The following is a 12,360-nucleotide window of genomic DNA, read 5'->3' as shown; positions in this document are numbered from 1 at the left end:
GCGCCCCTACGCCCCTACCCGCCGACGGACACGCCGATCAGGCGGCCGATGCCGAAGGTGATCGCGGCGGCGGCCAGGCCGACGACCATCTGGCGCGTGCCGGAGTACCAGACGCTGCGCCCAGTGAGCAGGGTGATCGCCGCGCCGATGCCGAAGAGGCCCAGGGCGCTGACGGCCACGCTGACCAGCACCGCCGTCAGGCCGCCCAGGAACAGGAAGGGCAGCACCGGCAGCACCGCGCCCACGGCGAAGAGCAGGAAGGAGGTGAAGGCGGCCTCCCACGCCGAGCCGCCGAGCTCCTCGGGGTCGACGCCGAGCTCCTCGCGGGCCAGGGTGTCGAGGGCGCTGGCCGGGTCGGCGATCAGGCGGGCGGCCAGCTCGTCGGCCTGCTCGGGCTTGAGGCCCTTGGCCTGGTAGATCAGCGAGAGCTCCTCCTGCTCCTCGGCCGGGTTCGTCTCCAGCTCGTCGCGCTCGACGCCGATCTGGCGCTCGTAGAGCTCGCGCGAGCTGGTGACGGAGATCCACTCGCCGAGGGCCATCGAGAAGGCCCCGGCGAGCAGGCCGGCCAGGCCGGCCACCAGCACCGCCCGGCCCTGGGTGTCGGCGCCGGCCACCCCCATCACCAGGCTGAAGTTCGAGAGCAGGCCGTCGCTGGCCCCCAGCACAGCGGCGCGCAGGGCGTTGCCGCTGGCCGCGCGGTGGCGCCCCTCCAGCTGGGCCAGGGCGCCGCCCTCCATGCCGCCCGATCGCCCCGCGACGATCGTCTGGAGCAGCCGGGCGTGCGACTGCTCCTGGCCGGACATGCCGGTGCCGCGCGACTCGGCCTGCTGGCTGTAGGCCCCGCTGTCCTGGCGCTCCTGGGCGGTGACGGTGGGCAGGATGAGCTGCGGCCCGAAGCGGCGGGCCAGGGTGATCATGGTGCGGGTGCGCCAGCCGGGCCGGGGCGCTGGCGTGGCCTGCCCGGCCGCCGCCAGCTTCTCGGCCCAGAAGGCGACGTGGCGCCCCTCGACCTCGGCCATGCGCCGGTAGACCTCGGCCAGGGCCGGCTGCTGCTCGATCTCGGCCAGGGCCGTGTACAGGGCCGCGCTGTCGATCTCGTCCTGCCAGTTGGCCCGGTAGCGGGCGGTGTCCTCGCTCATGTGCTCTCCCTTGGTGTCAATGCACGCGAGAAAATACAGGTCAGCCGACGCGCTCGCGCAGCAGCCGGCGCTGGAGCTTGCCCGATGCGGTGCGCGGCAGATCGGCCAGGATGACGATGCGGCGGGGCAGCTTGTAGGCGGCCAGGCGGCCGCGCACAAAGGCCAGGATCTCGTCCGGGTCGGCGGGGCCGCGCAGGACGACGGCGGCCACGGGGGCCTGGCCCCAGCGCTCGTCGGGCAGGCCGACCACGCCGGCCTCGGCGACGGCGGGGTGAGATAAGAGGGCCGCCTCGACCTCGGCGGGGTAGATGTTCTCGCCGCCAGAGATGATCAGGTCGCTGCGCCGGTCGGCCACGTAGAGGTAGCCCTCGGCGTCGCGGTGGCCCAGGCCGCCGCACCCTGGTGGCCGGGTCGTCGCCGCCGAGGGCGGCCAGGGCGGCCTGGAGCCCCACCAGCTGGCGGGCGAAGGGGTTGCGCAGCCGGCCCAGCAGGTCGCGCAGGTCGCTGGCGAGGCTGGCGGCCACGCCGAGCGACTCGCGCTCCTCATCCTCGGCCCGCGCGCGCTGGGTGCGCTTGCGCAGCAGCAGGATCGCGGCGACGATGATCGCCAGGGGGATGAGGGCCATCAGGAAGGTGGCCCCGTTGGCCAGGCGGGTGACCGTCTCGAACATGCCCTGGTCGTTGCGCCCGTTCGTCATCTGCTCGGGCTGCTGGGGCACGATATCCTGGAGCAGGCTCAGGCGGGCGAAGATCGCGCGCACCAGGTTCGACAGCGGCTCGCCGATGAGGGTCACGAGCAGGTAGGCGATGACGCCGCCGATAATGGCGAAGGGCAGGATCAGCAGGCGCAGCAGGTTCTGGGCGGCCTCGATGGCCGTCCCGCCGCCGAGGATGGCCACGGCCAGCACCCCGGCCAGCACGACGGCGGCGATGGCGGCGGCCAGGGTGAGCAGCCAGCGCCAGCCGAGGCGCTTCTCGCGGCTGCCGGGGTCGTCCTCGGCGTGGGCGAGGGCCAGGGCGAGCAGCCCGAGGCTGATGAATCCGACGATGTGGGCGAGGACGGGGGCGCTGCCGAGGGGCGCGCCGAGGCTGAGCAGGGGGCCGAGCAGCAGCGCGGCCAGGATGGCCACGGCGCCGCGGCCGAAGATCCCGCTGACGCTGAGGCTGTCGCGCGTGGCGACGCGGGTGCCGCGCCAGTAGATGAAGAGCGCGATCAGGGTGAGGGCGTAGGCCAGGCCGATCCCGCCGGAGCCGGGGAGGAATGCCGCCACGGCGGCGAGCGGCCCGCCGAACTGGCGGGCCAGCACCAGCAGGGCGGCCAGGGCGGCGCCCACGGCCAGGGCCGGCCGCTCCATGCGCGGCGGCAGCCGCAGGCTGATATTGTCGGCGGCGAGGCCGAGCAGGGCCACCAGCAGCAGGAAGGGCCAGGGCAGATCGAAGCTGGTCAGCGCCAGGATCGGCAGGCTGACCAGGGTCGTCTCCAGGGAGGCTATTGTGAGCAGGGTGAGCAGCCGAGCCATAGGCCCCCCTAGGGTAGCACAATGCGCCGTGGCGAAGCCACGGCGCATTGTGCTATCAGACCAAAACTTACTTCGTCTCGCGGTAGGGGACGTGCCGGCGTACGATCGGGTCGTACTTCTTCAGCTCAAGGCGGCTCGGATCGTTGCGGCGGTTCTTCATCGTGGTGTAGGTGTGACCGCTCTCGGAGCTCTTGAGCTTGATCACGATGCGGTTGCCCTTTTTGCTGGCCATATGCCCTATCCTCGCTGTCTGCTGTGGGTGTGTCGCGTCAAAATTGCGCCCGCAGGCGCACTAGCGGCTATTGTAGCATAGGCCGGCTGATCCTACAAGCTGGCCGGCGAGTGCGCGAGATCGGGTGCGGCGTACGTGATGTGGTATCATGGCGGCGTAAGCTACCCGTAGAGCAAAGGGGAGCCCGCCATGCAGGAGGCCATCGTCGGTGGCCGCCCCGCCGCGCATACGTACACCCGCAGCCTGCGCGCCCTCCTCGGCTGCTGCCCCCGCCGAGCAGCAGGCGCTGCGCCACATGGCGATCTTCTGCGGCAGCTTCACCCGCGTCGGCTCCGCCGAGGTGGCCGGGGCTAGCCTGCCCCGCCTGGCCTCGCTGATCAATAAGTCGCTGGTGCGCCGGGTGAGCGATGAGCCGGGGCTGGCCGCCCGCTACGAGCTGCCCGAGCCGCTGCGCCAGTTCGCCCACGAGCAGCTGGTCGAGTCGGGAGATCTGGAGCGTGTCGGCGCGGCCCACGCCCGCTTCTACCTCGACATGCTCGCCGGCCAGGCGGAGGCACTGCGCGGCGCAGGCCAGCAGGAGGCGTTGGAGTCGCTGAGCCTTGATGTCGATCAGCTGCGCGCCGCGCCCGGCCGCGCCAGCATCCCCGGCGGCCTGACCGCCCGCGAGGCTGAGGTGCTGCACCTGGTGGCCCAGGGACTCACCGACGCCCAGGTGGCCGAGCGGCTCGTCCTCAGCCCGTGTATCGTCAGCATGCACCTGACCTCGATCTACGGTAAGCTTGGCGTCGGCTCGCGCAGCGCCGCCACCCGCTTCGCCATTGAGCACGGATTGTAGGGGCGCGTCGCGACGTGCCCCGAGACGCAGCGTGACGCTGTAGGGACGCAGCGCGCTGCGTCCCTACAGCCACCGGAGGAACACACCACCATGTCTAAGGGAACCACGCGCGGGCCGAGCCCAAAGGGAGTAAAGCGCGCCCTCCTGCGCGCCCCGATCTGGATCTACCGCGCCGGCCTCGGCTGGCTGTTCGGCGGCCGATTCGTGATGATCGTCCACCGTGGGCGCAAGAGCGGCGCGGCCCGCTCGACCGTCCTGGAGGTCGTCGACTATGACCCGGACGATGACGCCTTCTTCATTGCCTCGGGGTGGGGCGAGAAGGCCGACTGGCTGCAGAATATCGCCAAGACACCCGACGTGATCCTCTACAGCGGGGCGCGCCGCCGCCCGGCCCGCGCCGAGCGCCTCAGCGTCGATCAGGCCACCGAGCGCCTGCTCAGCTACGCCGGCCGCCACCCGCGCACCTTCGCCGCGCTGGGCAGGATGATGAGCGGCAAAGCCGTGCCGCCAACCGAGGATGGCTGCCGCAGCCTGGCAAGCAGCATCCCCCTCGTCGCCCTGCGCCCGCGCGGCTGAGCTTAGCCCGCGCTCAACTGGGCTGAACAATTTCTGAATATCAGTCCGCTATCCTTAAACAAGATTGCAGATTGCAGATTGCAGATTGCAGATTTGGCGCAATAGTACCCGGCAATCTGCAATCCAAAATCTGCAATCTGAAATGGTATAAGGAGCACGGATTCGATGAGTGTCACCTCAACTGCCCCTGAGCGCAAGGCGCCCAGCCGCCGGCTCGGCAAGCGCAAGGGCCGCCTCTCGCCCTGGCTGCTGCTGCCCGTGGCCCTGGTGCTGATCGTCGTCGGGCTGCTGCTCTGGCAGCTGCGCCAGTCGACGGCCACGGCGACGACCACCTCCACCGCCACGGTGACGCAGGGCGCGCTCGCCCTGAGCGTCACCGGCAGCGGCCCGGCCCAGGCCATCCAGAGCCGCAGCCTGAGCTTCAGTGTGGCCGGCACGGTTCAGGAGGTGCTGGTCACGATCGGCGACACGGTGACGGCCGGGCAGCCCCTGGCCCGCATCGATGATACGACCCTGAGGCTGGCGGTGCAGCAGGCCGAGGCCAACCTGAAGTCGGCCGAGGCGAAGATGGCGGCCGCCCAGGGTAAGGGGGCCACCGCGCAGGACATCGCGAGCGCCCAGGCCAGCCTGGCCTCCGCCCAGGCCGGCTATGAGAAGACCCGCACCGGCAACGCCACCGCCGGCGATATCGCCAGCGCCAGGGCCAACCTGGCCAGCGCCCAGGCCAAGCTCGCCGAGCTGAAGGCCGGCCCCACCGCCGACACACTCTCCACCGCGCGCACCCGCGTCCAGCAGGCCCAGATCACGCTCTCCAGCCAGCGCGAGAGCCTCTCGGCGGCCAAGACGAAGGCCGAGGGCGCGCTGACCAGCGCCGCCAACAGCCTGCGCGACGCCCAGGACGCCTACAGCACAATCTACTGGAGCAACCGCCAGGCCGAGAGTCGGCCCGGCGACCTGCCCCAGTCCTCTAAGGACCAGGAGGCCTCCGCTCTGCGCGCCGTGCAGAACGCCGAGGCGAGCCTGGCCCAGGCCCAGGCCTCCTTCGCGCAGGCGAAGCAGGATGAGGTGAATGGTGTGGCTAACGCCGAGTCCAGCCTGAAGGACGCGCAGGTTCAGCTCGACGCGCTGCTGGCCGGCCCGACCGCCACCGACCTCACCAGCGCCCAGGCCAGCGTGGCCTCGGCCCAGTCGAGCCTCGACAAGCTGCTGAACCCGGCCACCGCCTCCGACCTGATCAGCGCCCAGGCCAGCGTCGACCAGGCCAAGATTAACCTGGAGAAGCTGACCTCGCCCTCCTCCGACGCCGATATGGCCAGCGCCGAGGCCGGCCTGGCCCAGGCCCAGGTCCAGCTGGAGACGGCCAAGCTCGACCTGACCAACGCCGTGCTCACCGCGCCCTTCGACGGGGTCGTCTCCGCCGTGGGCATCTCGACCGGCGACAGCGCCACGGCCGGCACGATCGACATGATCGACGCCAGCAAGATGTATATCGACATCAGCCTCGGCGAGTCCGATGTGAGCCAGGTGAAACCGGGCATGGACGTGGCCCTGACCTTCGACGCCGTGCCGGATGTCGCCATCAACGGCGTGATCGACACGGTCGCCCCGGTGGCCACCGTGACCCAGAACGTCGTCACCTACCCGGTGCGGGTCAGCTTCGACCCTGGCTCCGCGCCAATTCGGGTGGGCATGACCGCATCGGGCACGATCGTCACCAAGCAGATCAGCGACGCCATCCTGGTGCCCAGCCGGGCCATCCAGACCCGCGGCAGCACCTCGCTGGTGCAGGTGCAGCAGGCCCCCGGCCAGCCCAGCGTGCCGGTGCGGGTGGAGACGGGACTGAGCGCCAACGGGCAGACCGAGATCCTGAGCTGCGTCGACACCGGCAGCCAGTGCCTCCGGGCGGGCGACACGCTGGTGATCTCCGCCGCCACAACGACGACCGGCGGCACGACCCAGCAGCGCGGCACCGGCGGATTCGGCGGCGGCGTGCCGCGCGGGGTGCCCTTCCCATGAGCATCATGATCAGCGCGCGCGACCTGACCCGCACCTACCAGACCGGCGATATTGAGGTCCACGCCCTGCGCGGCGTCTCCTTCGACATCCAGCGCGGCGAGTTTGTGGCGATCATGGGGCCGTCGGGCTCGGGCAAGTCCACCCTGATGAACCTGATCGGCTGCCTGGACACGCCGACCTCGGGCAGCTACACCCTCGACGGGCTGGAGATCGATCAGCTGGAGAAGCCGCTGCTGGCGGCGGTGCGCAACCGTAAGATCGGCTTTGTCTTCCAGCAGTTCCACCTGCTGGCCCGCAACTCGGCCCTGGAGAACGTGGCGCTGCCGCTGGCCTACCGGGGCGGCCTGCCCGCCGACGAGCGCCTGGAGCGGGCCGCCGAGTCCCTGGAGCGGGTCGGACTGGGCGAGCGCATGGACCACAAGCCCCAGGAGCTGTCGGGCGGCCAGCAGCAGCGCGTGGCGATCGCCCGCGCCCTGGTGACGCGGCCGGCCCTGCTGCTGGCCGACGAGCCCACCGGCGCGCTCGACACGCGCACCAGCGAGGAGCTGATGGGCCTGCTGACCGACCTGAACCGCAGCGGGATGACCGTGGTGCTCGTGACCCACGAGCCCGATGTGGCCCGCTACGCCCGCCGCCTGCTGGAGATCCGCGACGGCCTGCTGCAGCGCGATGTGCCGACGGCCGAGGCCTGGGCGGCCCAGGACCCCCACGCGCCGCACCTGCCGGCCTCGCCCGTGGAGCGGGCGCGACGGGTGGGCCGGCTGCCGGTGGCCCGCCACTGGAGGAGGAGCGCATGAGCACCCACGAGCAGCCCCTGCGCCGGGCCGAGGTGGCCCCCGCCACCGAGGCTCCGGCCGCGCCCGATATCGCCGCCGAGGAGGAGGAAGATCTCTGGGAGGGCGGGATCGGCTGGCCCGAGACGCTGGGCATGTCGCTGTCCAGCCTGCGCGCCAACCCGCTGCGCACTGTGCTGACGGCCCTCGGCGTGCTGATCGGCGTGGCCTCGGTGGTGGCCCTGCTGGCGATCGGCCGCGGCTCGCAGGCATCGATCACCGCCTCGATCACCGCCAACGGGGCGAACCTGCTCACCGTGCGCCCCGGCGCACCCAGCAGTGGCGGCGTGCGCGGCGCCGTGGGCGAGAGCAGCTCGCTCACCCTGGCCGACGCCGAGGCCCTGGCCAACCCGCAGAGCGTCCCCGACGCGGCATTCGTCTCGCCCGAGTACAGCGGCAACGCCCAGCTGGTGGCCGGCTCGCTGAACCTGAACGCCCGCGTCACCGGGGCGACTGCGGTCTACCCCAGCCTGCACAACAACACCCTGGCCGAGGGCGTGTTCTTCAGCGACGAGGATAACCGGGCCTCGGCGAATGTGGTGGTGCTGGGCGCGAACGTGGCGACGAACCTCTTCCCCGCCGGCGACTCGCTGGGCCAGCAGGTGCGCATGAACGGCCAGAGCTTCCGGGTGGTGGGCGTGCTGGCTAGCTCGGGCGGCGGCGGCTTCGGCTCGATCGACGACGGCGTGATCGTGCCGCTGAACACGGCCCTGCGCAAATTGTTCGGGGCGCGGGCGGCCGTCGGCAACTCGTTCAGCGTCTCGACGATCGTCATCCAGGCGGCCAGCTCCGACCAGATCGACGCCGCCCTGAGCGAGGTCGAGATCGCGCTGCGCAACCAGAAGGATCTGCCGCTCGACGGCAGCGGCGACACCTTCAGCGTGATCAACCAGGCCTCCATCCTGGCGACGGTGACGCAGACGACCCAGATGCTGACCCTGTTCCTGGCGGCGATCGCGGCGATCTCGCTGCTGGTGGGCGGGATCGGGATCATGAACATCATGCTGGTGTCGGTGCGCGAGCGCACGCGCGAGATCGGGCTGCGCAAGGCGCTGGGCGCCCGCGAGGGCGACATCATGCTCCAGTTTCTCTTCGAGTCGCTGGCCCTGAGCGGGGTGGGCGGGCTGCTCGGCCTGGCCCTCGGCTCGGCCATCGCTCTGGCCGTGGGCGCGAGCGGGGTGATGCAGGTGCAGCTCAGCCTCGACGCGGCCCTGCTGGCCCTCGGCTTCGCCCTGGCCGTCGGCCTCTTCTTTGGGATCGCCCCGGCCCGCAGCGCGGCCCGGCTCGACCCGATCACGGCCCTGAGGTATGAGTAAGGGCGCAGGAGCACGATGGTGCGGCGCGACACGTCGTGCCGCACCATCGTGCTCCTGCGCCCCAACGAAAGAAGGATAAATCTATGAGCCAGGAGCGGATATTGTGGGTGGTGGCCGTGCTGCTCGTCGGGGCGGCGGCCTTCTTCGGCGGGCGGCAGATGGGGGTGGTGGCGGGACAGGATAGCCGGTCGTCGGCGCAGCAAGAGTTCTTCGCCCAGCGCGGCGGCGGGCAGGGAGGCGCAGGGGCGCAGACTCCCGGCGGTCGCGGACAGGGGGTCTCCGGCACCGTCGAGTCGATCGACGGCGGCACGGTGAGCCTCAAGCTCAGCGACGGCTCGACGGTGAAGGTCAGCCTCGCCGCCGACGGCGTGGTGCGCCACCAGGTCGACGGCACGCTCGCCGACCTCACGGTCGGCGAGCGTGTGGTGGCGATCGGCCAGCGCAGCGGCGACACCGTCACCGCATCGGCCATCCAGGCCGGCGGCGCCTTCGGCGGCGCGCCGGGCGCGCCGGGTGCGCCGGGCGCCAACCGACCAAATCCTTAGACGCCTGGCTTCAACAAAAAGGGGCTGCGGCGGCGAAGCCGCCGCAGCCCCTTTTTGTTTTTAATTCCCCCAGCGGCGGGCATCGACGCCGCGCACCAGCAGCCAGAGCGGGAAGATGATCTCGGCGGCGGCGATCAGCATCGCGATGATGGCCGGGGTCTCGCCGTAGCCGGGGACAAACAGCAGCAGCGCGCTGTCGATCAGGTAGCCGCAGCCGGCCAGCAGGAACAGGATGCCGATCCACTTGGGGAAGTAGCCGGATCGGAAGATCAGGTAGCCTAGCACGAACATATGCGGGATCAGGAAGACGATCCCGATCGCGAAGCCGGCGCTGTGGGCCTCGAGGAAGAGCATCGCCAGCGCGTGCAGCTGGTCGGCGCTGAACGCGCTCAGCGTGCCCCCGCCGCCCAGCAGCAGCAGCACGATAAACGAGTTGAGCAGATTGAGCCCGTGGATGGCGGTCATCGTCAGCCGGAAGGCTGCGGCGACCAGGGCCAGGGTCTTGCTCACCGGCCGCAGCAGGACGTAGAGCAGCAGCGAGAGCACCACCTCGCTCAGCAGCACCACATACTCGCTCGCGATGCCGATGCGGAAGAGCTGCCCGGAGGCGGCGATGTTGCCCGCCGTGGCGGCGGCGTCGCCCGGCACGATCAGCTGATTGGGCACATAGAAGTGGGCCACGCCGGCGGCCACGGCGATCACAAGATACAGAAACCCGGCGAAGCGCGCCACACCCTGCGGCGCGCCGGCGGCGGCCCGGTCGGTCTGCGGCATATCCCTCAGCGCAGCTGTGCGCATTCCCATGTCTGTGTTCCTTTCGTCATACCAAAATTGCAGATCGCCTCATGGCTGCTGCTACTCTTTCTTCCCAGAGATCTTACTCACGCCCCAGAAAAACACGCCCATCCCGACTGTCACAAGGAACAGGAAGATGCCCAATCCAACAGGTGTGCCCCACATAAGCGGTGACCAGAGGCCATCCATCTTGCCGTCCTCCCTTACTGTAGTTGCGCTACGCCATCGCAGGTTTGAACGCACGTTGCTCTCACTGACCAACTTTGTTCTGAAGTCAGCATAGCGGTCGGGGCCGGAAGGGGCATACCCCGTATGGGTTATGGGATGGGTTATTCGTGGGCCAGCAGCCCAAGCGCTCTGGCGCGGGCGACTGCCTGGGTGCGGCTCGCGACGCCGAGCTTGGCGTAGATGTTGCGCGTGTGCACCTTAACCGTGTGCGGCGAGAGGTAGAGCCGATCGGCGACATCCTGGTTCGTCAGCCCCTCGGCGATCAGGCCCAGCACCTCGCGCTCGCGCTCGCTGAGCGGCTCGACCTCTGGGGTGTCAGGGTCGCTCGCGGAAGCCTCCGGCACGGGCGCGGCCGCCGCGAAGGCCGCCAGCAGGCGGCGCACATAGGCTGGCTCGCTGCCCTCGGCGAGCGCCGTGGCGAGCAGGCGGGCCAGCGGCGGCCCCTCGTCGAGGAAGATCTGGCAGTAGCCCTCCGGCGCGGCGAGGGCCAGCGCGCGCCGCAGCGGCGCCAGCGCCGGGCGCTCGTCGCCTCGGGCCGCGTGGGCGAGCGCCTGCACGATCAGGATCTCGATGACGCTGCCGTTGCGACCGCCGGCCTCGGCGGCGGCCAGCAGCCGCGCCAGCAGCGCCAGCGCATCATCCAGGGCGTCCGCAGCGCGACGGTGAGCGTACTCGGCGATCCGCACGCGGGCCAGGGTCAGGTGCGCGAACTCACGCAGGTAGCTGAGATCGTCCGCTGCGCCGAGGCCAGACGCGCGCGCCCAGTCTAGCGCGTTGTCCAGGCGCCCGGCCCTGAGCTGCGCCCGCGCCGCGATTGCGTCGATCGGGCGAACGTCGGGCACCGGCGTGCGGACATAGCGGCGGCCAGCCTCGTCGATCAGGTCGAGCGCGGCCTCATGGTCCCCCTCGGCCTCCTTGAGCCGGGCCTGGGCCAGGTGCCATCGGAAGGGCAGGTCGATGAAGGGAGACTGATCGAGCCGCTGCCCGCTCTGCTCCAGATAGCGGGCTGCCTCCTCACGCTCGCCCATTTCCAGGCGCAGCAGCGCAACGCTGACATCCAGGTAGGCCGTGTCCAACGCCCCGTCGGGGGCGAGCTTGAGCGCCTGCTGGTAGGCCCGGGCCGCATCGTGGAGCCGGCCCTGCGTCGCCCGGATCTCGATCAGGCCGAAGACCCCGGCCATCGCAAACGCGAGGTTGCCGGCCTGGCGCATATGCTGCACCCAGTCGCTAAACGCCTGGAAGGCCGCATCCAGATCGCCGTTCACCCAGGCGGTCGTGCCCAGTATCACGGTGGCCTGGGCGCGCAGCACCGGGTTTGATTCTGGTGCGCGGTTGATCGCAAGCTGGGCGTAGCGCGCGGCGGCGGCCGTATCGCCGTGTGACTGGGCGATGTAGGCGCGGGCAAAGGCGATCATCCCTGGCAGATTCGGCAGCATCGCGTCGGCAGGCTCCGGCGGCGCGCTGTCGGCGGCGGTCAGCTCCAGGCAGCGCTCGGCATCGCGCAGGCGAGCATCGCAGGCCTCCATATCGCCCAGATCCATCAGCGCCCAGGCGTACTCGGTGCTCAGCACCGGCCGGGCGCGGATGATCGCGTCCGGCACCTGGCGCACCCAGCCGATCCAGGTGGCCATCTGGAAGTTACGGTCCATCTCTTGCCAGAGCCGCTCGGCCAGGCGGGCGAGCCGGGCCGGGTCATTTGCGGCGGCGGCGTGCGGGATCGCGTCAAGCTCAAAGCCCTGGGCCTCGTACCAGGCGCTGGCCCGCTGGTGCAGCGCGGCGATGTCGCCGCCAGCCGAGCCGCCGGCGCGCTGGCGCAGCATGTCGGCAAACAGGTGGTGGTAGCGATACCAGCGCCGCTCGTTGTCGAGCGGGATGAGGAACAGGTTGGCCCGTTCGAGCGCCTCAAGCGTCGCCTGCCCGGGGGTGGCGGAGTCGCCCAGCACCGCGTCACAGAGCGGGCCGCACAGGCGGTCGAGGATCGACGTGCGCAGCAGGAATTGCTGGAGCGGCGCGGGCTGCTGGTGCAGCACCTCCTCGACCAGGTAGTCGAGCACGAGATGGTGGCTGCCGGTGAATGACGCAATGAAGCTGTCGCTATCGCTCTGGCGCTGGAGCGAGAGCGCCGCCAGCTGGAGGCCGGCGACCCAGCCCTCGGTGCGCGCTTCGAGCGCCGCGATCGCGTCGGCCGTCAGGCTCAGGCCCATGGTGTGGGTAAAAAAGGCGGCGGCCTCCGAGCGGGTGAAGCGCAGGTCGGCGAGGCGCAGCTCGCTCAGCTGGTCGCGGGCGCGCAGCCGGGCCAGCGGCAGCGGCGGGTCCTCGCGGCTG

The 12,360-nt window shown here is 70.7% G+C and carries 10 protein-coding genes and 1 pseudogene; 6 read left to right on the top strand and 5 right to left on the bottom strand.

What is annotated here, in order from left to right; translation table 11 throughout:
- Window positions 1-14: 14 nt before the first annotated feature.
- The 3 genes and pseudogenes from K2Z83_RS10045 to rpmG form a co-directional block, all read right to left on the bottom strand.
- Window positions 15-1,139 (bottom strand): VIT1/CCC1 family protein, encoded by a 1,125-nt coding sequence (locus tag K2Z83_RS10045; protein WP_220595045.1) that lies wholly within the window; start codon window positions 1,137-1,139, stop codon window positions 15-17.
- Between the two features lie 40 nt (window positions 1,140-1,179).
- Window positions 1,180-1,533: pseudogene (locus K2Z83_RS10040) on the bottom strand (o-succinylbenzoate--CoA ligase); the annotation flags it as partial.
- Window positions 1,534-2,726: 1,193 nt separating this feature from the next.
- Complete coding sequence (gene rpmG, locus K2Z83_RS10035) at window positions 2,727-2,891, bottom strand: 50S ribosomal protein L33 (RefSeq protein ID WP_220595044.1); 165 nt, start codon at window positions 2,889-2,891, stop codon at window positions 2,727-2,729.
- A 208-nt stretch (window positions 2,892-3,099) separates the two neighbouring features.
- Between rpmG and K2Z83_RS29855 the strand changes: the two genes are divergently transcribed.
- The 6 genes from K2Z83_RS29855 to K2Z83_RS10005 all read left to right on the top strand — a co-directional run bounded on the left by K2Z83_RS29855 (window position 3,100) and on the right by K2Z83_RS10005 (window position 9,012).
- The gene (locus K2Z83_RS29855) at window positions 3,100-3,726 is read left to right on the top strand and encodes a LuxR C-terminal-related transcriptional regulator (protein WP_220595043.1); all 627 of its coding nucleotides are present in this window, start codon (window positions 3,100-3,102) and stop codon (window positions 3,724-3,726) included.
- A 90-nt stretch (window positions 3,727-3,816) separates the two neighbouring features.
- Window positions 3,817-4,302, top strand: coding sequence for a nitroreductase family deazaflavin-dependent oxidoreductase (locus tag K2Z83_RS10025; protein WP_220595042.1), 486 nt, complete (start codon window positions 3,817-3,819; stop codon window positions 4,300-4,302).
- 165 nt (window positions 4,303-4,467) lie between these two features.
- Window positions 4,468-6,318, top strand: coding sequence for a biotin/lipoyl-binding protein (locus K2Z83_RS10020; protein WP_220595041.1), 1,851 nt, complete (start codon window positions 4,468-4,470; stop codon window positions 6,316-6,318).
- Between the two features lie 5 nt (window positions 6,319-6,323).
- Entirely contained in the window at window positions 6,324-7,115 is a 792-nt protein-coding gene (locus tag K2Z83_RS10015) for an ABC transporter ATP-binding protein (RefSeq protein ID WP_220595129.1), read from the top strand.
- Window positions 7,112-8,467 carry an ABC transporter permease gene (locus tag K2Z83_RS10010; protein WP_220595040.1) on the top strand — a complete coding sequence of 452 codons (1,356 nt, stop codon included), beginning with the start codon at window positions 7,112-7,114 and terminating at the stop codon, window positions 8,465-8,467. The genes K2Z83_RS10015 and K2Z83_RS10010 overlap by 4 nt, the downstream gene beginning before the upstream one ends.
- A gap of 83 nt (window positions 8,468-8,550) precedes the next feature.
- Entirely contained in the window at window positions 8,551-9,012 is a 462-nt protein-coding gene (locus K2Z83_RS10005) for a hypothetical protein (RefSeq protein ID WP_220595039.1), read from the top strand.
- 60 nt (window positions 9,013-9,072) lie between these two features.
- Here K2Z83_RS10005 and K2Z83_RS10000 read toward each other — a convergent pair whose 3' ends face one another.
- Window positions 9,073-9,816: a DUF4386 domain-containing protein gene (locus K2Z83_RS10000; RefSeq protein ID WP_220595038.1), complete on the bottom strand. Its 744-nt coding sequence runs from the start codon at window positions 9,814-9,816 to the stop codon at window positions 9,073-9,075.
- A 320-nt stretch (window positions 9,817-10,136) separates the two neighbouring features.
- Window positions 10,137-12,360, bottom strand: a 2,224-nt coding sequence (locus tag K2Z83_RS09995) for a LuxR C-terminal-related transcriptional regulator (protein WP_220595037.1), incomplete at its 5' end; no start/stop codon positions are given.

The organism is Oscillochloris sp. ZM17-4, from assembly GCF_019599295.1.
Lineage (GTDB): Bacteria > Chloroflexota > Chloroflexia > Chloroflexales > Chloroflexaceae > Oscillochloris.
The sequence above is the reverse complement of the archived record's forward strand: the minus strand, read 5'-3'. Positions and strand labels throughout refer to the sequence as shown.

What these genes read in the sequence shown, in the direction of transcription:
- K2Z83_RS10010 (WP_220595040.1), top strand. Translation starts at nt 7,112, where the DNA reads ATGAGCACCCACGAGCAGCCCCTGCGCCGGGCCGAGGTGGCCCCCGCC.
- K2Z83_RS10045 (WP_220595045.1), bottom strand. Translation starts at nt 1,139, where the DNA reads ATGAGCGAGGACACCGCCCGCTACCGGGCCAACTGGCAGGACGAGATC.
- K2Z83_RS10025 (WP_220595042.1), top strand. Translation starts at nt 3,817, where the DNA reads ATGTCTAAGGGAACCACGCGCGGGCCGAGCCCAAAGGGAGTAAAGCGC.
- rpmG (WP_220595044.1), bottom strand. Translation starts at nt 2,891, where the DNA reads ATGGCCAGCAAAAAGGGCAACCGCATCGTGATCAAGCTCAAGAGCTCC.
- K2Z83_RS10020 (WP_220595041.1), top strand. Translation starts at nt 4,468, where the DNA reads ATGAGTGTCACCTCAACTGCCCCTGAGCGCAAGGCGCCCAGCCGCCGG.
- K2Z83_RS10015 (WP_220595129.1), top strand. Translation starts at nt 6,324, where the DNA reads ATGATCAGCGCGCGCGACCTGACCCGCACCTACCAGACCGGCGATATT.
- K2Z83_RS10005 (WP_220595039.1), top strand. Translation starts at nt 8,551, where the DNA reads ATGAGCCAGGAGCGGATATTGTGGGTGGTGGCCGTGCTGCTCGTCGGG.
- K2Z83_RS10000 (WP_220595038.1), bottom strand. Translation starts at nt 9,816, where the DNA reads ATGGGAATGCGCACAGCTGCGCTGAGGGATATGCCGCAGACCGACCGG.